Genomic DNA, 20792 nt, shown 5'->3' with positions numbered 1-20792 from the left:
CTGAAACCGAACAGACACAAGCACGCGGCGAAAATCGCCGGATGTCCCATCCCATCCGAACGGCCTGCTCACTGACCCTGTGGGCCGCCTGCGCCAGCCTCGCGCTGCCAACGCTCGCCGCCACCGAGCCCCTCGCCAACCCTGGCCAGACACCCGCCGAACTCGAGGTCGTCGACCTGTCGCAGCCCGCGCCGGCCGGCAGCGTGCTGCCGGCGATCGGGGTCGAAGCACCCGTGATCAGCGTCGACCTGGGCGGCACCTTCTCGCTCAGCCGCGGCGCCTACACGACGCGGCGCTTTGCCGGCGACGGCGAGGTCGAATACCGCTACACGCGCAGCGAGGTCATCAGCGAGTTCCACTTCGACCGCGAGTACGTGCAGGAGGCCGGCACCTCGTCGAGCGTCAGCAGCGACGAGTACGACGCCAACATCAAGTGGAAGACCTGGCTCACCGACAACCCGTATTACGTCTTCTGGTCGCCGCGTGCGCGCTTCAACCGCTTCGGCTTCTTCCGCTCGTCGCAGGCGCTGCGCGTCGGCCTGGGGCGGCGCTTCCAGCCCGGCTCCGACCTGGCGCTGACGCTCGAAGTCGGCCCCGGCATCCGTTCGGCCCGGCCCCAGACCGGCCCCAGCGTGATCGAGGGCATGTACACGGTGACGGGCAAGATCGACCTGTCGCTCAGCGACACGCTGACGTTCAAGTTCAACCTCTCCGACGAGCGCTCCACGCGCGAGAACTACCGCACCGTCACCGCAGGCCTGCGCAACAAGATCACCGAGCGGATCTGGTTCAAGTACGAGATGGCCTACCGCAAGGCCTTCCCGTTCGACTCGGCGCCGAGCAACGCCGAGTCGAGCTTCGACGCCGGGCTGAGCTACCGCTACTGATTCACGTGCCGGCCGGCGCCGGGCGCGGCGCCAGGAAGACCGGCTCGATCGCCGTCGTGCCACGCACGCCCACGTCGCCCGCATGCTCGGCCAGCCAGCGGCCGGCGGCGGCGCGGCCCAGGTCGAACAGCGCCTGCAGCAGGCGCGGGTCGGTGTTGAGCTTGCTGGAGGCGTCGTAAGGCGCCAGGCCGTCCTCGTCGGCAACGCGGTGCAGGCGCAGCAGCTTGTACTCGTCGGACGACACCTTGTGCTGGCGCACCAGCTTCTGCACGAAGGCGATCGCGCGCATCTCGGCCACCAGGCTGGCGTTGAAGGTGATCTCGTTGACGCGGTCGGCGATGTCGACGGCGCGGGTCGGCACGCCCGGGCGCACCAGCGGGTTGATCTGCACCAGCAGCACGTCGAGCGAGCCGGTGCCGTAGATCAGCGGCCAGATCGCCGGGTTGCCGGCAAAACCGCCGTCCCAGTAGGACTCGCCGTCGATCTCGATCGCCTGGACCATCTGCGGCAGGCAGGCCGAGGCCAGCAGCGCGTCGATCGACAGCTCGGCGCCGCTGAACACCTTGGGCTGGCCGGTGCTGACCGCCGTGGCGGTGACGAACAGCTTCAGCGGCCCGTCGCGCAGCAAGGCCGGATCGACGTGCTTGTCGAGGATGCGGCGCAGCGGGTTGAGGTTCAGCGGGTTGAACTGGTAGGGGCTCAGGCTGCGCCACATGGCGTCGAGCACGCCGTACATCGGCCAGATGTCGGTGTTGAACAGCCAGGCCGGCCAGGCGATCTGGGGCGCCTGCGCAAACGGCGAGGCGAACGGCGCCGACGACGGCGCGGCACCCAGGCAACCCGGCGCCGAGCCGATGTCGTTCCAGAACGCCCGCAAGGCCGCACGCGCGCCGTCTCGGCCGCCGCGTGCAAAACCGCAGGCCAGCACGGCGGCGTTCATGGCCCCGGCGCTGGTGCCCGACACCCCGTCGAACCCGAGCCGGCCGTCCTCGAGCAGCGCATCGAGCACGCCCCAGGTGAAGGCGCCGTGCGAGCCGCCGCCCTGCAGCGCCAGGTCGATCGTGGCCGGCCCGCGCGGCTCGGCGATCTCGACCGGCTCGATGCGCTCGGCCGGTGGCTGCGCGGCAACCGGCGGGACGGCGACCTCGGAAACCGCGGGAGCGGCACGGCGCGGCGGCGCCTTCGGTTTGCGGGACGGTGCGGATTTCGGCCTGTTCATGGGCAATTACCTGGCGGATGGATGCGATCGGCCCGATCCGGGCCTGGGCCGGGCATGTTGCCAGCGGCGCCCGTCATCCATGCTGCACCGCACAAACAATTGCACCGCCGCGCAACTGGATCACGTTCAACTGTGGGCCAGCACCCGCAGGATCTCGGTGCCGTAGGCCTCGAGCTTCTTGGCGCCCACGCCGCTGATCTCGCCCATCTCGGCCAGGTTGGTGGGTTCGCGGCGCGCCATCTCGGCCAGCGTGGCGTTGTTGAAGACGACGTAGGACGGCAGGTTGTGCTCGCGCGCGACCTCGGCCCGCCACTCGCGCAACGCGTCATAACGGCGCTGGGCCGAGGCGCTGAGCTCGATCGGCGGCGCCACCTCGCGGGCCCCGCCGTGGCCGGCGCCGCGCACCGTGCGACCGCGCTTGGTGGTCGGCTCGGCGGGCGTCTTCATGCGCAGCGAAACGTCGCCCTTGAGCACCGCCCGCGCGCTGTCGGTCAGTGCCAGCGTGTTGTATTCGCCCTCGGCGACGACGTGGCCCAGCGACACCAGCTGGCGCAGCACGGCGCGCCACTGCTGCTCGCTCATGTCGGCGCCCACCGCCCAGGTGCTCAGGCGCTCGTGGCCGTATTGCGCCACCTTGTCGCTGGCCTTGCCACGCAGCACGTCGATCAGGTGGCCGGCGCCGAAGCTGCGTGCGCCGTGGTTCTGCTGGCCGTGCTGCTGGAAGCGGTAGATGCACGAAAGCAGCTTGCGCGCCGACTCGGTGGCATCCCAGATCGACGGCGGATTGAGGCAGTTGTCGCAGTTGCCGCATCGTGCCCCCACGGTCAGCCCTTCGGGCACTCCCTGCCCCCCGAGGGGGCTCCGCCCGCCTTGGGGCGGCCCGACGTCGGGCGGCTCGCGGTACTGTTCGCCGAAATAGCTCAGCAGCCGCACGCGCCGGCAGTCGTGCGCCTCGGCCAGCGCCAGCAGGGCGTCGAGCTTGCCGCGCTGCACGCGCTTGAATTCCTCGGCCGCCGGGCTCTCGTCGATCATGCGGCGCTGGTTGACGACGTCGGCCAGGCCGTAGGTCATCCAGGCGTCTGCGGCCTCGCCGTCGCGGCCGGCGCGGCCGGTCTCCTGGTAATAACCTTCGATGTTCTTGGGCAGATCCAGGTGCGCCACGAAGCGCACGTCGGGCTTGTCGATGCCCATGCCGAAGGCGATCGTCGCCACCATCACCAGGCCGTCCTCGCGCAGGAAACGATCCTGATGGCGACGCCGCACCTCGGCGTCCAGCCCGGCGTGATACGGCAGCGCATCGACACCCTGCTCGGCCAGCCAGCTCGCCGTCTCTTCCACCTTCTTGCGGCTGCCGCAGTAGACGATGCCGGCTTCGCCTTCGTGTTCGTCGCGGATGAACCGCAGCAGCTGGTCGCGCGGCTTGACCTTCTCGACCAGCGTGTAGCGGATGTTGGGCCGGTCGAAGCTGCTGACGAACAGCCGCGCGTCCTGCAGCTGCAGCCGCTCGACGATGTCGGCGCGGGTGTGGTCGTCGGCGGTGGCGGTGAGCGCGATGCGCGGCACGCCCGGAAACTGCTCGTGCAGCACCGACAGCTGCAGATAATCCTCGCGGAAATCGTGGCCCCATTGGCTGACGCAATGCGCCTCGTCGATCGCGAACAGCGACAGCCGGCCGCGCTCGTGCAGCGACGCCAGCATGCCCTGCAGGCGCGGCGTCAGCAGCCGCTCGGGTGCGACGTAGAGCATCGTCAGGCGGCCCGACAGCAGCTCGCGCTCGATCGCCTGGGCCTGGGCGTTGTCGAGCGTCGAGTTGAGGAAGGAGGCGTGCACGCCGACTTCCTCGAGCGCGCCGACCTGGTCGTGCATCAGCGCGATCAGCGGGCTGACGACCACCGCAACGCCCTGGCCGGCGCGCTGTCGCACGATCGCCGGCACCTGGTAGCACAGGCTCTTGCCGCCGCCGGTGGGCATCAGCACCAGCGCGTCGCCGCCGGCCACCACATGCTCGATGATGGCCTGCTGCTGGCCGCGGAAGGCGCTGTAGCCGAACACTTCGCCGAGCACTTGCAGGGCGGGGCTGGCGTCGTGGGGGATCGGTGGTGTCATGGCGCGGCGATGGTAGCCGGCCCATCCGCGGCACCGGGATCCCCCTCAAGAGGGCGGTCGGGCGATGGCGACGCTGGCACAATTCCACGCCTCAATCGCGTCACGACGCACCCATCACCGGCTGCCGACCCGTCGGTCCGGCACCTCAGGAGCAGGCCATGGCCTCGGTCAACAAAGTCATTCTCATCGGCAACCTCGGGCGCGACCCGGAGGTGCGCTACACCCCCAGCGGCGCGGCCGTCTGCAACGTCTCGGTCGCCACCACCCGCAACTGGAAGAGCAAGGACGGCGGCGAGCGCCAGGAAGAAACCGAATGGCACCGCGTGGTCTTCTACGACCGCCTGGCCGAGATCGCCGGCGAATACCTGCGCAAGGGCCGCCCGGTCTACGTCGAAGGCCGCCTGAAGACCCGCAAGTGGCAGGACAAGGAAGGCCGCGACCAGTACACCACCGAAATCGTCGCCGACCAGATGCAGTTGCTCGGCGGCCGTGAAAGCGGCGGCGGCGGTGGCGGCGAGATGGGCGCCGAAGAAGAGATGGGCGGCGGTGGCGGACGCGGCGGCAGCAGCGGCGGCGGCTATCGCCGCGAGGCGCCCGAAGGCCGCGCGGCCCCGGCCCCGCGTGCCAGCGCCCCGCGCGCACCCGCCCCGGCACCGGCACCGAAGTCGTCCACCGGCTTCGACGACATGGACGACGACATTCCGTTCTGAGAATCGAGTTTCCGGTCGGGCCAACCAGCAGGCCCCTTGCTTTCGCAGCAAGGGGCTTTTTTATTGGTTTACATGCGGGCCACTTGTCTCGAACATGGGCGTGCGCAGCCCTCGGCATTTCGTGCAAAGCACCCCCCGGACGCAGACAGCGACTGGCAGGCCGCCTGACAGAAATCAGGGTTTACCCTTATCATGCCACCATGAAGTTGTCCCCCACTCCCTCGTCCACCGGTTCAGCGGTCAACCCTCGTCCGCGCTCGCGGGTGTGGCGCTGGCTGCCGATCCGGCGCCTGTCGCAGCGCCACCGCATGCGGGTGCTGCGCCACCTGCTGAGCCTGAGCGAGCGTGATCGTTACCTGCGCTTCGGCTATCCGGCGAGCGACGAGCGGATCGAGAAATACGTCGAGACGCTGGATTTCCAGCGCAGCGAGCTGTTCGGCATCTTCGATCGGCGGCTCGAGCTGGTGGCGATCTCGCAGCTGGCCTATGCCGAGCCGGTCGAGGGCGACACCAACGGGGCGATGGTCGAGTTCGCGGTGTCGGTGCGCAGCCATGCGCGCGGACGCGGCTACGGCGACCGCCTGTTCAGCCATGCGCTGCGCCATGCACGCAACCGCTCGATCGATCGCCTGATGATCCACGCGCTGAGCGAGAACACCGCCATGCTGCGCATCGCCCGCAAGGCCGGCGCCGAGGTCCGGCGCGAGGGCAGCGAATCGGAAGCCTGGCTGCAACTGCCGCCGCACAGCCTGGCGTCGCGCGTGGAAGAGCTGGTGGCGGACCGGGTCTCGGCGCTCAACTACCGGGTCAAGCTGCACGCCCGCCAGGTGGGCTGGGTGCTGGCCGTCGTCAACGAGATCAAGCATCAGATATCGCGCCGGCGCCACGTCGCTTCCCAATAGAAGCAATAGAAAATCTGCACACCGGTGCGGCGGCGGAACACGCACTCGCGCACAAGACGAAAAATCGGCAGGCCGCGCGCCTGCCGTTTGCGTTTTCGGGGCCTGCAGGGCGATGCCCCCGCACCCAGGCCCGGGATTCACATGTCGTTACACAGCCCCGTACCATCGGCCCCGATGTCATGTGCTGACCGAGCCCGCGCTCCAGCCTGCGACAGGTGCCCGAAGTCAGCCGAATCCAGAAGCACACCACCATGCCGAACAACGTTTGGATCATTGCAGTCGTCGCGATCATCGCCATGCTGAGCCTGGCGCTGCTCGCGTTGCAGCGGTCCCGGCAAGCCAGCCCGGTGCGCGACGAGCTGCCCACCGAGTGGCCGCTGGCGCAACGGCCGATCTTCTCGCCCGAAGAACGTGCGCTCTATCGGCAGCTGCGCGCCGCCTTGCCGCATCACACGGTGCTGGCCAAGCTGCCGCTGGTGCGCTTCTGCCAGCCGCAGGATCGCAACGAGCTGCGCTACTGGTTCAACCTGCTGGGCCCGCTGCACGTCAGCTTCGTGGTCTGCGCCGACAACGGCCGCGTGCTCGCCGCCATCGACATCGAACGGCCGTCGCGGCCGGCCTCCAAGCGCGCCGCCACCATCAAGCAGTCGGTGCTCGAAGCCTGCCGCGTGCGCTACGTCAAGTGCCGCACCGACCAGCTGCCGTCGGCCGCCGAGCTGCAGATGCTGGTGCCGCACCAGTCGGAATCGAGCCGACCGATGGTGCCCGGCACCTTGCGCGACAGCCAGGAGCGCCGCTCGACGCTGGCGCATGCGATGCGCGGCCGGTCGGCCGACAGCCAGACCCAGTGGTACGAATCGGGTTTTGCGCAGGACTCGTTCTTCGCCCCCGAAACCCAACGCGACCCGTTCGCCGACGATGGCCCGGCCGCCACCGGTGCCACGCAGCGCCCGGCGCCACGGCCCAGCTCGTCGTGGGCCGGCGGTCGCGGCCCGATCCGCCGCAGCGAAGACTTCGGCCCGAGCGGCGACGCCGCCGGCCACATCATCGGCCGGGTCTGACGCGGCGCGGTGGCGTGGTCTAGCATGCGGCATGAACGACATCGCCCCGGATGACCTGCCGCCCGCCTACCGCCTGCCCGCTCCACAGCAAGCCACCGACGAACAGCCCTACGCGGGCCTGACCCCCTACGCGGTGCTCGACGCGCTCGACGCCGCCGGCCTGCGCGGCGACGGCCGCATCCTGCAGCTCAACTCCTACGAGAACCGGGTCTTCCAGGTCCACCTGGAAGACGAGCGCGTGGTGGTCGCCAAGTTCTACCGCGCCGCGCGCTGGAGCGACGCGCAGATCCTCGAAGAACATCAGTTCGCGCTCGAACTGGCAGCCGCCGAGGTGCCGGCCGTGCCGCCGCTGGTGCTCGCCGCCGGCCTGGGCATCGAGCCCGCGCCGAGGCTGCTGGGCACGCCGCCCACGCTGGCCGACTGGCAGGGCTGGCGCTACGCAGCGAGCCCGCGCTGCGGCGGCCGAGCGCCCGAGCTGGACGACCCGGCGGTGCTCGAATGGATCGGCCGCTTCCTGGCCCGCCTGCACCTGGTCGGGCAGGCCCGGCCGTTCGAACACCGCCTGCGGCTCGACGGCAGCCGCATCGCCCGCGCCGCGGTCGCCTGGCTGTGCGATCAGGACCTGCTACCACCCGATGCGCTCGCCGGCTGGCGCCAGGCCAGCCTGGCCGCGCTCGACCAGGTCGATGAGCTGTTCACGCGCGCCGGCAACCTCCAGCTGCTGCGCGTGCACGGCGACTGCCACGCCGGCAACGTGCTGTGGACCGACGCCGGCCCGCACTTCGTCGACCTCGACGATGCCGTGACGGGCCCGGCCGTGCAGGACCTGTGGATGCTGCTCGGCGGCGAACGCCACGAGATGCAGACCCAGCTCGGCGCGCTGCTCGACGGCTATGAAACGCTGCGCGAATTCGACCGCCGCGAGCTCGGCCTGATCGAGGCGCTGCGCACGCTGCGCATCATCAACCACAGCGCCTGGATCGCCCGGCGCTGGCGCGACCCGGCGTTCCCGATCGCCTTTCCGTCGTTCGAGAGCCCGTCGTACTGGGCCCAGCAGACCACCGTGCTGCACGAGCAGATTGGCGCGATGCAAGGCCCCGCGCTGGTGGCCTGAAGGCCCTGCGCCGACCTCAGCCCAGGATCAGCGCCTGGATGCGCTTGACGTGCGCGGCCGGATCCTCGAGCTGGCCGCCTTCGGCCAGCAGGGCGTTGTCGAACAGCACCTGCGCCAGATCGTCGAAACGCGCTTCGCCGTCGCCGATCGCCGCCAGTTTGCGCACCAGCGGATGTTCGGCGTTGACCTCCAGCACCGGCTTGGACGCCGGCGCGGCATGGCCGGCCTGCTTGAGCAGGCGCGCCAGGTGGCCGCTCATGTCGCCCTCCTCGGCCACCAGGCAGGCCGGCGAGTCGACCAGACGGGTGGTCACGCGCACGTCCTTGGCGCGGCCTTCGAGCGACTTCTTCAGGCGATCGAGCGTCGGCTTGAAACCAACGGCGGCCTCTTCGGCGTGTTTCTTCTCCTCTTCGTCCTGCAGCTTGCCAAGGTCGACCGCGCCCTTGGCGACGCTCTGCAGGTTCTTGCCCTCGAACTCGTAGAGGTGGCTGAGCATCCACTCGTCGACGCGGTCGGTGAACAGCAGCACCTCGATGCCCTTCTTCTTGAAGATCTCCAGCTGCGGGCTGTTCTTGGCCGCAGCCAGCGTGTCACCGGTGATGTAGTAGATGACCTCCTGGCCTTCCTTCATGCGCGCCACGTAGTCGGCGAAGCTGACGCCTTCGTCGGCGTGGGTCGAGGCGAAACGCAGCAGCTTGGCCAGGCGCTCCTGGTTGGCGTGGTCCTCGCCGATGCCTTCCTTCAGCACCGAGCCGAATTCCTTGTAGAACTCGGCGTACTTGGCCTTGTCGGCGGCGGCGCTGGTCTCGTCCTGGCTGTCGGCCAGCGACTCCAGCATCGACAGCACGCGCTTGGTCGAGCCTTCGCGGATCGCCTTGACGCCGCGGCTTTCCTGCAGCAGTTCGCGGCTGACGTTCAGCGGCAGGTCGGCCGAGTCGATCACGCCCTTGACGAAGCGCAGGTAGACCGGCATCAGCGCCTCGGCGTCGTCCATGATGAAGACGCGCTTGACGTAGAGCTTGACGCCGCCACGCTTGTCGCGGTTCCACATGTCCATCGGCGCCTTGGCCGGGATGTAGAGCAGCTGGGTGTATTCGTTGCGGCCCTCGACGCGGTTGTGCGTGTAAGCCAGCGGCGGGGTCTGGTCGTAGGTGAGCTGTTCGTAGAACGACTTGTACTCGGCGTCGGTGATCTCGCTCTTGCTGCGGCTCCACAGCGCGGCCGCCTTGTTGACCGGCTCCCACTCGTCGGAGATCACGTTCTCGCCCTTCTCGGCGTCCCACGTTTCCTTGCGCATCAGCACCGGCAGCGAGATGTGGTCGCTGTACTTGCTGATGATGGACTTGAGCTTCCAGGTGCTCAGGAACTCGTCCTCGTCCTCGCGCAGGTGCAGGATCACGTCGGTGCCGCGGGCCTCGCGGGTGATGGTCTCGACCTCGAAGTCGCCAGTGCCTTCGCTGCTCCAGCGCACGCCTTCGGAGATCGCCAGACCGGCGCGGCGCGATTCGACCGTGATGCGGTCGGCCACGATGTAGCCCGAGTAGAAGCCCACGCCGAACTGGCCGATCAGGTTGGCGTCCTTGGCCTGCTCGCCTTCGAGCCGGCTCATGAACTCCTTGGTGCCGCTCTTGGCGATGGTGCCCAGGTGCTCGATCGCCTCGGCCGCCGACAGGCCGATGCCGTTGTCGCTGATGACGATGCGCCGCGCCGCGCGGTCGTAGCTGATGCGCACTTCCAGATTGGGCGCGTCCTCGAACAGGGCGTTGTTGTTCAGCGCCTCGAAACGCAGCTTGTCGCAGGCGTCCGACGCGTTGGAGACCAGCTCGCGCAGGAAGATCTCCTTGTTCGAATACAGCGAATGGGTCACGAGGTGCAGCAACTGCTTCACTTCGGCCTGGAATGACAGGGTCTGCTTCTCCATGGGGACGCTCTCTCTCGGTAAGGCGGGGATGACGAAAGGTTCCTGAACGCGCGCTGGCGACGCTGGCGGCCTCAGGCCTTGCTGCGCACTGATGCTGGGGGCGAAGGGGGCGACTTTCAAGCCCCACCCCTGCCGCGGCCGGGCGTGTGGATCCGGCAACGCAATTGCAAGCAAATGCACACTGACACTTTCAGGCCCGAGGCATGCGCCATGATCGGGCCCCGTTTCGTCTTTCGTTACAGTGCTTCCGTGCCGGCTTCCAGCCCGGACGCGGGCCCAGGCCCGCCCCAGGCCGGCGCCGATTTACAGCCTGGACGCGATCACGGATCATCCGACCCAATCGTCCCCTTAGCCAGACTCGCCACCGTGGCCGCTGAAACACTGTCCGACGCCCCGCAAAGCACCCTCTCCGGGGTGGCCCGCGTGCTGGTGCACGCCGGCAAGCTGAACGCCCGCGCGGCCGAAGAACTCGCCCGCCTCGCACGTGATCAGCGCCGCAACTTCGTCGCCGCCGCGGTCGGCGCCAATCTGCTGAGTTCGGCCGATCTGGCCCACACGCTGTCGCACGCGCTGGCCGTGCCGCTGCTCGACCTCGACGCGGTCGACGTCAGCAAGCTGCCGCAGAACCTGGTCGACGCGCGCACGCTGTCGCAGTATCAGGTGCTGGTGCTGGGCAAACGCGGCAACCGGCTGTTCATCGGCGGCGCCGACCCGACCGACCAGGAAGCGGTCGACCGCATCAAGTTCGCCACCCAGCTGACGCCCGAGTGGGTGATCGTCGAATACGACAAGCTGGCCAAGATCGTCGAGGCCAAGAGCACCTCGGCGACCGAGGCGCTCGAATCGATCGTCGCCGGCGATTTCGAGTTCGACGTCGAAGAGCAGGATCCGAACGCCAAGCCCGACGAGGAGGTCACCACCGACGTCGAGGACGCGCCGGTGGTGCGCTTCCTGCAGAAGATGCTGATCGACGCGATCAACATGCGGGCGTCGGACCTGCACTTCGAGCCCTACGAGCAGACCTACCGGGTGCGCTTTCGCATCGACGGCGAGCTGCGCGAGATCACCCAGCCGCCGGTGGCGATCAAGGACAAGCTGGCCTCGCGCATCAAGGTCATCAGCCGCCTGGACATCGCCGAAAAACGCGTGCCGCAGGACGGCCGCATGAAGCTGAAGTTCGGCAACAAGGCAATCGACTTCCGCATCAGCACGCTGCCGACGCTGTTCGGCGAGAAGATCGTGATCCGGATCCTCGACCCGTCGTCGGCCAAGCTGGGCGTCGAGGCGCTCGGTTACGAGCGCGAGGAGAAGGATCGGCTGCTGTCGGCCATCAAGCGGCCGTACGGGATGATCCTGGTCACCGGCCCGACCGGCTCGGGCAAGACGGTGTCGCTCTACACCTGCCTGAACATCCTGAACCAGCCCGGCGTCAACATCTCGACCGTCGAGGATCCGGCCGAAATCAACCTGCCCGGCATCAACCAGGTCAACGTCAACGACAAGGCGGGCATGAACTTCGCCGTCGCGCTGCGCGCCTTCCTGCGCCAGGATCCGGACGTGATCATGGTCGGCGAGATCCGCGACATCGAGACCGCCGACATCGCGATCAAGGCCGCCCAGACCGGCCACCTGGTGCTGTCGACGCTGCACACCAACGATGCCCCGACCACGCTGACGCGGCTGCTCAACATGGGCGTGCCGCCGTTCAACATCGCCTCGAGCATCATCCTGATCTCGGCCCAGCGACTGTGCCGACGCCTGTGCGAGAACTGCAAGGCTCCGGCCGAATACCCGCGCGAGGCGCTGCTGCGCGCCGGCTTCAAGCCCGACGAGGTCGACGGCTCCTGGAAACCCTACAAGGCGGTCGGCTGCTCGGCCTGCAACAACGGCTACCGCGGGCGGGTCGGCGTCTATCAGGTGATGCCGATCACCGAGGCGATCCAGCGCGTCATCCTCGCCGAAGGCACCGCGCTCGACATCGCCGAGCAGGCCGCCCGCGACGGCGTGCGCGATCTGCGGCTGTCGGGTCTGGTTAAAGTGCGGGCGGGCGCCACCACGCTCGAAGAAGTGATTTCCGTGACCAACCAATGAGGCCGACGGCGCATGGTTGATGACGACAAGACAAGGTTCTCGGAGGCGCAATGGCCACAGCAGCTGCGGTAGCGGCGAAGAAGATCAAGGACTTCGTCTTTGAGTGGGAGGGCCGTGACCGCAACGGCAAGGCCGTGCGCGGCGAGATGCGCGCCGGCGGCGAGGCCATGGTCAGCGCCAGCCTGCGCCGCCAGGGCATCATGGTCGTCAAGGTCAAGAAGCGCCGCATCTCGGGCGGCAAGTCGATCAAGGGCAAGGACATCGCGGTCTTCACGCGCCAGCTGGCCACCATGCTCAAAGCCGGCGTGCCGCTGCTGCAGGCCTTCGACATCGTCGCCCGCGGCAGCTCGAACCCGCGCCTGACGCGCATGCTGACCGACATCCGCGGCGACGTCGAGACCGGTACCAGCCTGTCGGCGGCCTTCCGCCGCCACCCGCTGCAGTTCGACGCGCTGTACTGCAACCTGGTCGAGGCCGGCGAATCCGCCGGCATCCTGGAGACCCTGCTCGATCGCCTGGCCAACTACCAGGAAAAGACCATCGAGCTGCAGAACAAGATCCGCTCGGCGCTGATCTATCCGGTGGCGGTGCTGGTGGTGGCGTTCATCGTGGTCGCGGTGATCATGATCTTCGTGATCCCGTCGTTCAAGGACATCTTCAAGTCCTTCGGCGCCGACCTGCCGCTGCCCACGCTGATCGTGATCGCTATGTCGGAATTCTTCGTCCAGTACTGGTTCGCGATCTTCGGCGGCATCGGGCTGGCGGTCTACATGACGATCCAGAGCTGGCGCCGCTCCGAACGCATGCAGATGGCGCTCGACCGCTTCATGCTCAAGGTGCCGATCTTCGGCCAGCTGGTGCACAAGGCCGCGGTGGCGCGCTGGGCGCGCACGCTGTCGACCATGTTCGCCGCCGGCGTGCCGCTGGTCGAGGCGCTCGATTCGGTCGGCGGCGCGGCCGGCAACGCGGTGTTCGCGCAGGCCACCGAGCAGATCCAGCGCGACGTGTCCACCGGCGCGGCGCTGACGTCCTCGATGCAGGCGACCAACATCTTCCCGAACATGGTGCTGCAGATGAGCTCGATCGGCGAGGAATCGGGCTCGCTCGACCAGATGCTCAGCAAGGTAGCCGACTTCTACGAACAGGAGGTCGACGAGGCCGTCAAGGGCCTGTCGACGCTGATGGAGCCGATCATCATCGTCGTGCTCGGCACCATCATCGGCGGCATCGTGGTCTCGATGTACCTGCCGATCTTCAAGCTGGGCCAGGTGGTCTGACCGGGCTCATGGATTTCGTCGAACTGTCGTCGCTGACCTTCCTGCTGTCCGTCCCCGCACTGGCCGTGATCGGCCTGTGCATCGGCAGCTTCCTCAACGTGGTGGTGCATCGTCTGCCGCTGATGCTCGAGCGCCAGTGGCTGGGCGACGTGCAGGCGATGCTGCAGGACAGCGCCGGCCTGCAGCGCACGCTCGGTGCGGGCATCGACGCCGCGGCCGTGCAGCACCTGCACGACGGCGGCGAGCGCCTGGGCTCGGCGCTGGCGTCGCTGCCGGCGCTGAGCCTGTCGCGGCCGCGCTCGCGCTGCCCGGCCTGCGGCACCCAGCTGGGCTGGCACCACAACCTGCCGATCCTGAGCTGGCTGGCGCTGCGCGGGCGCTGCGCGGCCTGCCGGGCACCGATCTCGCGGCGCTATCCGCTGGTCGAGGCCGGCACCGCGCTGGCCTTCGGCCTGATCGGCTGGGTGTTCGGCCCGACCGCCACCAGCGTGGTCTATTGCGTGGCCGCGGCGCTGCTGATCGCGATGGCGCTGATCGATCTCGACACCACCTTGCTGCCCGACAGCCTGACCTACGCGCTGCTCGGCCTGGGCCTGTTTTCGGCCTGGATGGGCTGGACGCCGCTGCGCCTCGAAGACGCCGCGCTCGGCGTGCTGTTCGGCTACGGCTCGTTGTGGGCGCTGACCACGCTCTACGCGCTGCTGCGCGGCGTGCGTGGCATGGCCGAGGGTGATTTCAAGCTGCTGGCGGCGCTGGGCGCGCTGCTGGGCGTGGCGCAACTGCTGCCGATCGTGCTGCTGGCGTCGCTGGTGGGGGCGGCGGTCGGCATCTTCCTGGTGCTCGCGCGTGGCCACCAGCGCGAGGTGCCGATCCCGTTCGGCCCGTATCTGGCCGGTGGCGGCCTGGCTGCGATGTTCTTCGGCCCGCAGCTGCTGCGCTGGTGGCTGCCGGTTTGAGTGCGTCCGAGATGCCCGAGCACCGCCTTCGCATCGGCCTGACCGGCGGCATCGGCAGCGGCAAGAGCACGGTGGCGGCGATGCTCGCCGCCCTGGGCGCGCACGTGATCGACACCGACGCGCTCGCACATGGCCTGACGGCACCCGGCGGCGCTGCCATCGCGGCGATCACCGCGCGCTTCGGCGCCGGGATGATCACGCCCGACGGCGCACTCGACCGCGCCCGCATGCGCGAGCGGGTCTTCGCCGACCCGGCCGCCAAGAGTGCGCTCGAGCAGATCCTGCACCCGATGATCGGCCACCTGACCGAGGCCCGGGCCAGCGCTGCCGCGCCCGGCCAGGTGCTGGTGTTCGACGTGCCGCTGCTGGTGGAGTCCGGCCGCTGGCGCGAGCGGGTCGACCGGGTGCTGGTGGTCGACTGCAGCCCCGAGACACAGATCGCGCGCGTGACGCAGCGCAACGGCTGGCCGCCCGAGCAGGTGCGCGCCGTGATCGCCGCGCAGGCCGGCCGCGAGGTGCGCCGGGCCGCCGCCGACGCGGTGATCCTGAACGACGGCATCGACCTGGCCGAACTGCGCCGCCAGGTCGGCGAAATCTGGCAGCGCTGGGTCGGCTCACCCGGGTAAGCCCGGATCCGCCGCCCCGCTGTGAAACAATTGAACGCACTGGTGTTTCCGCCAGGTCTGACCCGCTGGGAGTGGTTGGCGTGATCCATTACGAGTACCCGTTGAACGAGACCGTGCGCACCCTGCTGCGGCTCGAGCACCTGTTCGCCCGCATGGGCCAGCTGCTGGCGCGCGATGCGCCGCTGGACCATCACTACACGCTGGCCACGCTGTTCGAGATCATGGACGTGACCTCGCGGGTCGATCTCAAGGTCGACCTGCTGCAGGAGCTCGACCGCCAGCGCCAGCAGCTCGCTGGCTACCGCGGCAACCCGTCGATCTCGGAGTCGGCGCTCGACATGGCGATCCGCCGCATCGAGCTGGCGCACCAGCGGCTGAACCACGTCGCCGGCAAGGCCGGCCAGGCGCTCACCGCCAACGACTGGCTGATGAGCATCCGCAGCCGCATGAGCATCCCGGGCGGCACCTGCGAGTTCGACCTGCCGGCCTATTTCGCCTGGCAGCAGGAGAGCGCCGCCCACCGCCGCACCGACCTGCAGCGCTGGATCAGCACGCTCGACCCGATGGCGCAGGCGCTGGCGGTGTGCCTGAGCCTGCTGCGCGAATCGGGCACGGTGCAGACGGTGGCGGTGCGCGGCGGCCAGTTCCAGCAGAGCCTGGTCGGCAGTCGCAACTTCCAGCTCGCGCGCCTGCGCATTGCCCGCAGCCACGCGCTGGTGCCCGAGATCAGCGGCAACCGCCTGCTGCTGGCCGTGCGCATGATGCGGCCCGACGCCGAATACCGGCTCAAGCACGCCATCGTGGATTTCTCGATGGAGCTCACGCTCTGCGCCTGAGACCCGGGCCGCGACAGATTCCCGTCATTGCCATGAACACCCCGACCCCGCCGGCAGGCGAGCGCCCCGCGCCCACCGTGCCCTGCCCGACCTGCAAACGCCCGACCGTCTACCGCCGCGACAACCCGTGGCGGCCGTTCTGCAGCGAGCGCTGCAAGCGGATCGACATCGGCGCCTGGGCCAGCGAGGACTACCGCGTTGCCGCCCCACCGCCGGCGCCCGACGACGAGCCGGGCTGAAGCAGCAGGCCGAACCTCAGGCCGGCACTTCGGCCGGGCTGTCGGCGTGGGTCGGTCCGACATGGCCGCGTTCGTCGGCCAGCCAGCGCAGCACCGGCACGGTGCCCGGCAGGACCGGCACCACCGCCACCGGCAGCGTCTGCCAGGCCATCGACTGCTGCTCGCGCATCTCGAACTCGCCCTGCCAGGCGTAGACCTTGCAGAAATGCAGCCGCACCCGCGCGTGCGGGTAGTCGACCTCGATCTGCTGCCACGGCTGCACCGCGCCGATCGTGATGCCGAGTTCCTCGTGCAGTTCGCGCCGCAAGGCCTCACCGACCGTTTCGCCGGCTTCGAGCTTGCCGCCCGGGAACTCCCAGTAGCCGGCGTAGACCTTGTCCGCCGGCCGCGAGGTCAGCAGGAAACGCCCCTCGACACCGGCCGCGTCGCGCTCGATCAGCACGCCCACCGCCACGTCGACCGGCCGGCGCGTCGCCAGGCCCTCGGCGCCCGGCACCACCAGTGTCGGCTCAGCCATGGTTGGGCGTGCCGCGCACGTAGTTGGCGATCGGCGTGGGCGCCTCGGCATGCACGTCGCGGCCGGCGTGGTCGCGGGCGAACTGATAGGCCACCCGCCCCGAACGCGAGCCGCGCTCGAGCGCCCAGACCAGCGCCAGCGGTCGGGCCGCGTCGATCGCCGGCTGATCGAGGCCGAAGTGGCCGAGCCACTGCGCCACGATGGCCAGGTATTCGCGCTGGCTGAAGGGGTAGAAGCTGATCCACAGGCCGAAGCGCTCGGACAGCGAGATCTTTTCCTCGACCGCCTCGCCGGGGTGCATCTCGCCCTCGTCGGTGTAGGTGGCGGCGAGGTTGTCCGCCATCCGCTCGGGCAGCAGGTGGCGGCGGTTGCTGGTGGCGTAGACCAGCACGTTGTCGCCGCTCTGCGCCACCGTGCCGTCGAGGATGGACTTGAGCGCCTTGTAGCCGGGCTCGCCCTCGTCGAAGCTCAGGTCGTCGCAGTAGATGATGAAACGCTCGGGCCGGCCGGCGACCAGGTCGACCAGGTCCGGCAGGTCGATCAGGTCGGCCTTGTCGACCTCGATCAGGCGCAGGCCCTGCGGTGCCAGCTCGTTCAGGCAGGCCTTGATCAGCGAGCTCTTGCCGGTGCCCTTGGCGCCGGTCAGCAGCACGTTGTTGGCGGTGCGGCCGTGCACGAACTGCTCGGTGTTGCGCAGCAGGCGTTCCTTCTGGCCGTCGATTTCCTTCAGCGCATCGAGCCGCAACGGCGCGATGTGGCGCACCGGCTCGAGCAGGCCGCCGCTGCCGAATCCGGCCGAGCGGCGGCGGTAGCGGAAGGCGATCGAGGCCGACCAGTCGGGCGCAGCCAGCGGATGCGGCAGCACGGTTTCCAGGCGCGCGAGCAGGGCTTCGGCGCGGCCGATCAGGGTGTCGAAATCAGGCATGGCCGGCAGTGTACGAGCCGGCCATGCGCCCGCCCGCAGGCTCAGGCGAGCAGCAGGTGCAGCGCGGCGTCGAGGTGTTCGGTGGGGCTGCGGCGAAAACCCGAGCGCGCATAACGCTGCAGCCGCCCGACCGCAAAGCTGGTCAGCACCGAGGCCTGCGCGGTGGCGTCGACGCTCGGCGTGACCGAGCCGCGCAGCTCGGCCAGCGCACGCAGGCTCTGGCGCAGCTGCGACTCGATGCGCTCGAAGAACTGGTTCATGCGCGACAGCAGGCGGTCGTTCTCGAACACCAGCGCGTCGCCCACCATCACGCGCGTCATGCCGGGGTTCTTCTCGGCGAACTGCAGCAGCACGGTCAGGCAGCGCGAGGCCTGGACCTGCGGATCGGTCTCGCGCTCGCTGATCTGGTTGATCAGGGTGAAGACGCTGGTCTCGATGAACTCGATCAGGCCCTCGAACATCTGCGCCTTGCTGGCGAAGTGGCGATAGAGCGCGGCTTCGCTGACCTCGAGCTGCGCGGCCAGCGCGGCGGTGGTGATGCGCTCGGCGCCGGGCTGCTCGAGCATGTGCGCGAGCGTCTGCAGGATCTGGACGCGGCGTTCGCCGGGTTTGGGGCGCTTGCGCACGGGGGCCAGCACGGCGGTGTCCGGCTCGGGGACGGTGGCTTCGGAGACGTGCTCGGTCATCACAATGGGGGTCGGCAAAGACGCTGTAGAGCCAGCAGGCTGCGGATTCTGTCACACACATAAGCGGGCTTGCGCATGAGGCGAACACCCACTTCGGGACCGTGCGCATGGCGCCGGACCCAGCGCTGCATCCACACCGTGCGCATGCCGATGCGGCGCGCCGCCTTCTGGTGTTCGAGCGTGTCCTCGACCAGCACGCAGCGCCCGGGCGCCACGCCCAGGCGTACCGCGATCGCCTTGAACATGCGCGCATCGGGCTTGGGCCGCCAGTGGCCGAACATGCGCATCTGGTCGATCGCGATCACGCCGTCGAAGACCCGCGCCAGCCCCAGCTCACCCAGCACCCGCTCGGCGTAGGCCTGCGGTGCATTGGTCAGCACGTACTTGGCGCCGGGCAGGCGCGTCAGCGCCGCCACGTCGTGCGGATGCACCTGCAGATGGGCCTCCAGCCCCGGCAGCAGATGGGTGTGATGCAGGAAGTGCGGCGCCTTCACGCCGTGGTGGCGCATCAGCCCGAGCATGGTCGCGCCGTAACGCTGCCAGTAGTGGCCGCGCAGGCGATAGGCCTCGTCACGATCGACCACCAGCTCGCGCTCGATGTACTCGGTCATCGCCCGGTTGATCATCGGGAACGCCCCCGCCGAGGCGTTGTGCAGCGTGTTGTCGAGGTCGAACAGCCAGACCGGGGTGCCGGACTTCATGCGCGTGCCGTCATGCCTGCAGGTCGCCGAACGCGTCGAGCGCGGTCAGGTCGAGGCCGATGCCGGCCAGGCGCAGCGTGGCCGCATCACCCTCGCCCTCGGGCTCGTGCAGCACCCAGCCCACCGGCTCGCGGCGGAACAGTTCGAGCCGCCGCGCCTCCACGTCCACCAGCAGGTACTCCTGCAGCGACGCCAGCCGGCGGTAGGCGGCGAACTTGGCGCCGCGGTCGAATGCGGCGGTCGAGTCCGACAGCACCTCCACGATCAGCAGCGGCGCGCGCAGCGCCATCGCGCGCTGACGGTCGTCCTCGTCGCAGCTGACCATCACGTCGGGATAGAACACCGCATCGGCCGCCTCGACTTCCAGCTTCATGTCGGAGGTGTAGGCCCGGCAACGCGTGCCGCGCAGGTGCTCGCGAAAGCGGGCGAACAGCGCGCCCGCCACCAGCACGTGCTCCTGTCGTGCACCGACCATCGCGAAGACCTCGCCGGCGATGAACTCGTGCTTGTCCGCTTGCTGTTCTTCCCAGCCGAAGTATTCAGCGCGGTCGAAACGAGGTGCAGGTTGAGGCAGTCCCATGGTGGCGGCGCGGCGGGGTGATGACGCATCGATGGTACCGGGCCGCAGGCGGCCCGGCCCGGCGACACCTCAATGCGAGCGGATCATCGTCCCGTAGGCCTGATCGGTCAGGATCTCCAGCAGCAGCACGTGCGGCACCCGGCCGTCGACGATGTGCACCGCATTGACGCCGCTCTTGGCGGCATCGAGCGCGCCGGCGATCTTGGGCAGCATGCCGCCGCTGATGGTGCCGTCGGCGAACAGCTCGTCGATGCGCTTGGCGGTCAGGTCGGTGAGCAGGTCGCCGGCCTTGTCGAGCACGCCGCGGATGTTGGTCAGCATCACCAGCTTCTCGGCCTTGAGCACCTCGGCGAGCTTGCTGGCGACCAGGTCGGCGTTGATGTTGTAGCTCTCGTTGTGCGTGCCGAAGCCGATCGGGCTGATGACCGGGATGAAGGCGTCGTCCTGCAGCGCCTTGACCACGCTCGGGTCGATCGACTCGATCTCGCCGACCTGGCCGATGTCGTGTTCCTTGTTCGGGTCGTCGCGGTCGAGCAGCTTCATCTTGCGCGCCCGGATCAGGCCGCCGTCACGGCCGGTCAGGCCGACCGCCTTGCCGCCGGCGGCGTTGATCAGGCCGACGATGTCCTGCTGCACCTCGCCGCCCAGCACCCACTCGACCACCTCCATGGTCTCCTCGTCGGTGACGCGCATGCCCTGGATGAAGGTGCCCTTCTTGCCCAGGCGGTTGAGCGCCTCGTCGATCTGCGGGCCGCCGCCGTGCACCACGATCGGGTTCATGCCGACCAGCTTGAGCAGCACCACGTCCTCGGCGAAATCGGCCTGCAGCGCCGGGTCGGTCATGGCGTTGCCGCCGTACTTGATGACCAGCGTCTTGCCGTGGTACTTGCGGATGTACGGCAGGGCCTGGGCCAGGATCTCGGCCTTGTCGCGTGCGGCGATGTGGCTCAGGTCGGGGGATGTGTCGGTGGGGGCGCTCATGGGCTGGCTCCGGAGGAAAGTCGATCGGCAACCGGGCGCGGCGGCCGCGGCGGTTCGGAGAATCGGGATCGCCGCAGATTCTAGGGATGCCGGGCCGGCGGACCGTCGATCGGCGAGACTGGCATGATTCCATCATCGGTCATCGATGTGACCGCGGAGTACCGTCCCATGAAACTGCACCACCGTCTCGGCCTGCTGCTGTGCGCCGCCGGCTTCACGCTGACCGCCTGGGCCCAGGGCACCCCAGCAGAAGTCGTCAAGGTCGACAAGGGCCAGGGCAAGCTCACGCTCAAGCACGGCCCGATCCAGAACCTCGACATGCCGGCCATGAGCATGGTGTTCCGGGTCCAGGATCAGCAATGGCTCGACCAGCTCAAGGCCGGCGACAAGATCCGCTTCGACGCCGAAAAGCTCAACGGCCAGTACACCGTCACCCGATTGAGCGTGCAGCGCTGAA

At 68.9% G+C, this 20792-nt stretch carries 21 protein-coding genes; 12 read left to right on the top strand and 9 right to left on the bottom strand.

What is annotated here, in order from left to right:
* Positions 1-41 precede the first annotated feature (41 nt).
* Positions 42-887: a DUF481 domain-containing protein gene (locus LCHO_RS02805; RefSeq protein ID WP_012345595.1), complete on the top strand. Its 846-nt coding sequence runs from the start codon at positions 42-44 to the stop codon at positions 885-887.
* Between the two features lies 1 nt (position 888).
* Here the strand turns inward: LCHO_RS02805 and LCHO_RS02800 are convergent, their stop codons facing one another.
* Complete coding sequence (locus LCHO_RS02800; protein WP_012345594.1) at positions 889-2106, bottom strand: patatin-like phospholipase family protein; 1218 nt, start codon at positions 2104-2106, stop codon at positions 889-891.
* A gap of 126 nt (positions 2107-2232) precedes the next feature.
* Positions 2233-4212, bottom strand: coding sequence for a RecQ family ATP-dependent DNA helicase (locus LCHO_RS02795; RefSeq protein ID WP_012345593.1), 1980 nt, complete (start codon positions 4210-4212; stop codon positions 2233-2235).
* Positions 4213-4370: 158 nt separating this feature from the next.
* Between LCHO_RS02795 and ssb the strand changes: the two genes are divergently transcribed.
* The 4 genes from ssb to LCHO_RS02775 all read left to right on the top strand — a co-directional run bounded on the left by ssb (position 4371) and on the right by LCHO_RS02775 (position 7999).
* A complete protein-coding gene (gene ssb / locus LCHO_RS02790) occupies positions 4371-4922 on the top strand; it encodes a single-stranded DNA-binding protein (protein WP_012345592.1) in 552 nt (183 codons plus the stop codon).
* 200 nt (positions 4923-5122) lie between these two features.
* A complete protein-coding gene (locus LCHO_RS02785) occupies positions 5123-5824 on the top strand; it encodes a GNAT family N-acetyltransferase (protein ID WP_012345591.1) in 702 nt (233 codons plus the stop codon).
* 251 nt (positions 5825-6075) lie between these two features.
* Positions 6076-6885 carry a DUF2726 domain-containing protein gene (locus tag LCHO_RS21910; protein ID WP_012345590.1) on the top strand — a complete coding sequence of 270 codons (810 nt, stop codon included), beginning with the start codon at positions 6076-6078 and terminating at the stop codon, positions 6883-6885.
* A gap of 31 nt (positions 6886-6916) precedes the next feature.
* Positions 6917-7999, top strand: a complete 1083-nt coding sequence (locus LCHO_RS02775; protein WP_012345589.1) for a serine/threonine protein kinase — start codon at positions 6917-6919, stop codon at positions 7997-7999.
* A gap of 16 nt (positions 8000-8015) precedes the next feature.
* On the opposite strand, the gene htpG is transcribed toward LCHO_RS02775, so the two are convergent.
* Complete coding sequence (gene htpG / locus LCHO_RS02770; RefSeq protein ID WP_012345588.1) at positions 8016-9920, bottom strand: molecular chaperone HtpG; 1905 nt, start codon at positions 9918-9920, stop codon at positions 8016-8018.
* Between the two features lie 366 nt (positions 9921-10286).
* On the opposite strand from htpG, the gene pilB reads away from it, so the two are divergent.
* The 6 genes from pilB (at position 10287) to LCHO_RS02740 (ending at position 15945) form a co-directional block, all read left to right on the top strand.
* The gene (pilB, locus tag LCHO_RS02765) at positions 10287-12011 is read left to right on the top strand and encodes a type IV-A pilus assembly ATPase PilB (protein WP_012345587.1); all 1725 of its coding nucleotides are present in this window, start codon (positions 10287-10289) and stop codon (positions 12009-12011) included.
* Positions 12012-12061: 50 nt separating this feature from the next.
* Positions 12062-13288, top strand: a complete 1227-nt coding sequence (locus tag LCHO_RS02760) for a type II secretion system F family protein (protein WP_012345586.1) — start codon at positions 12062-12064, stop codon at positions 13286-13288.
* A gap of 8 nt (positions 13289-13296) precedes the next feature.
* On the top strand, positions 13297-14244 hold the full coding sequence (locus tag LCHO_RS02755; protein ID WP_012345585.1) for a prepilin peptidase: 948 nt from the start codon (positions 13297-13299) through the stop codon (positions 14242-14244).
* 11 nt (positions 14245-14255) lie between these two features.
* Positions 14256-14870 carry a dephospho-CoA kinase gene (gene coaE / locus LCHO_RS02750; RefSeq protein WP_012345584.1) on the top strand — a complete coding sequence of 205 codons (615 nt, stop codon included), beginning with the start codon at positions 14256-14258 and terminating at the stop codon, positions 14868-14870.
* Positions 14871-14950: 80 nt separating this feature from the next.
* Positions 14951-15706: a cell division protein ZapD gene (zapD, locus tag LCHO_RS02745; RefSeq protein WP_012345583.1), complete on the top strand. Its 756-nt coding sequence runs from the start codon at positions 14951-14953 to the stop codon at positions 15704-15706.
* A 32-nt stretch (positions 15707-15738) separates the two neighbouring features.
* Positions 15739-15945, top strand: a complete 207-nt coding sequence (locus LCHO_RS02740; RefSeq protein ID WP_012345582.1) for a DNA gyrase inhibitor YacG — start codon at positions 15739-15741, stop codon at positions 15943-15945.
* A 16-nt stretch (positions 15946-15961) separates the two neighbouring features.
* On the opposite strand, the gene LCHO_RS02735 is transcribed toward LCHO_RS02740, so the two are convergent.
* From LCHO_RS02735 to argB, 6 genes are all read right to left on the bottom strand, one after another.
* Positions 15962-16462, bottom strand: coding sequence for an NUDIX domain-containing protein (locus LCHO_RS02735; RefSeq protein WP_012345581.1), 501 nt, complete (start codon positions 16460-16462; stop codon positions 15962-15964).
* The gene (locus tag LCHO_RS02730; protein ID WP_012345580.1) at positions 16455-17387 is read right to left on the bottom strand and encodes an ATP-binding protein; all 933 of its coding nucleotides are present in this window, start codon (positions 17385-17387) and stop codon (positions 16455-16457) included. The genes LCHO_RS02735 and LCHO_RS02730 overlap by 8 nt, the downstream gene beginning before the upstream one ends.
* 41 nt (positions 17388-17428) lie before the next feature.
* Positions 17429-18073, bottom strand: a complete 645-nt coding sequence (slmA, locus tag LCHO_RS02725) for a nucleoid occlusion factor SlmA (RefSeq protein ID WP_012345579.1) — start codon at positions 18071-18073, stop codon at positions 17429-17431.
* A complete protein-coding gene (locus LCHO_RS02720; RefSeq protein ID WP_012345578.1) occupies positions 18073-18774 on the bottom strand; it encodes a pyrimidine 5'-nucleotidase in 702 nt (233 codons plus the stop codon). The genes slmA and LCHO_RS02720 overlap by 1 nt, the downstream gene beginning before the upstream one ends.
* 10 nt (positions 18775-18784) lie before the next feature.
* Positions 18785-19354, bottom strand: coding sequence for a Uma2 family endonuclease (locus tag LCHO_RS02715; protein WP_012345577.1), 570 nt, complete (start codon positions 19352-19354; stop codon positions 18785-18787).
* A 69-nt stretch (positions 19355-19423) separates the two neighbouring features.
* Positions 19424-20335: an acetylglutamate kinase gene (gene argB, locus LCHO_RS02710; protein WP_012345576.1), complete on the bottom strand. Its 912-nt coding sequence runs from the start codon at positions 20333-20335 to the stop codon at positions 19424-19426.
* Positions 20336-20503: 168 nt separating this feature from the next.
* Between argB and LCHO_RS02705 the strand changes: the two genes are divergently transcribed.
* Positions 20504-20791, top strand: a complete 288-nt coding sequence (locus tag LCHO_RS02705; RefSeq protein WP_012345575.1) for a copper-binding protein — start codon at positions 20504-20506, stop codon at positions 20789-20791.
* Position 20792: the final 1 nt, after the last annotated feature.

Source organism: Leptothrix cholodnii SP-6 (assembly GCF_000019785.1).
Classification (GTDB): domain Bacteria; phylum Pseudomonadota; class Gammaproteobacteria; order Burkholderiales; family Burkholderiaceae_C; genus Sphaerotilus; species Sphaerotilus cholodnii.
The sequence above is the reverse complement of the archived record's forward strand: the minus strand, read 5'-3'. Positions and strand labels throughout refer to the sequence as shown.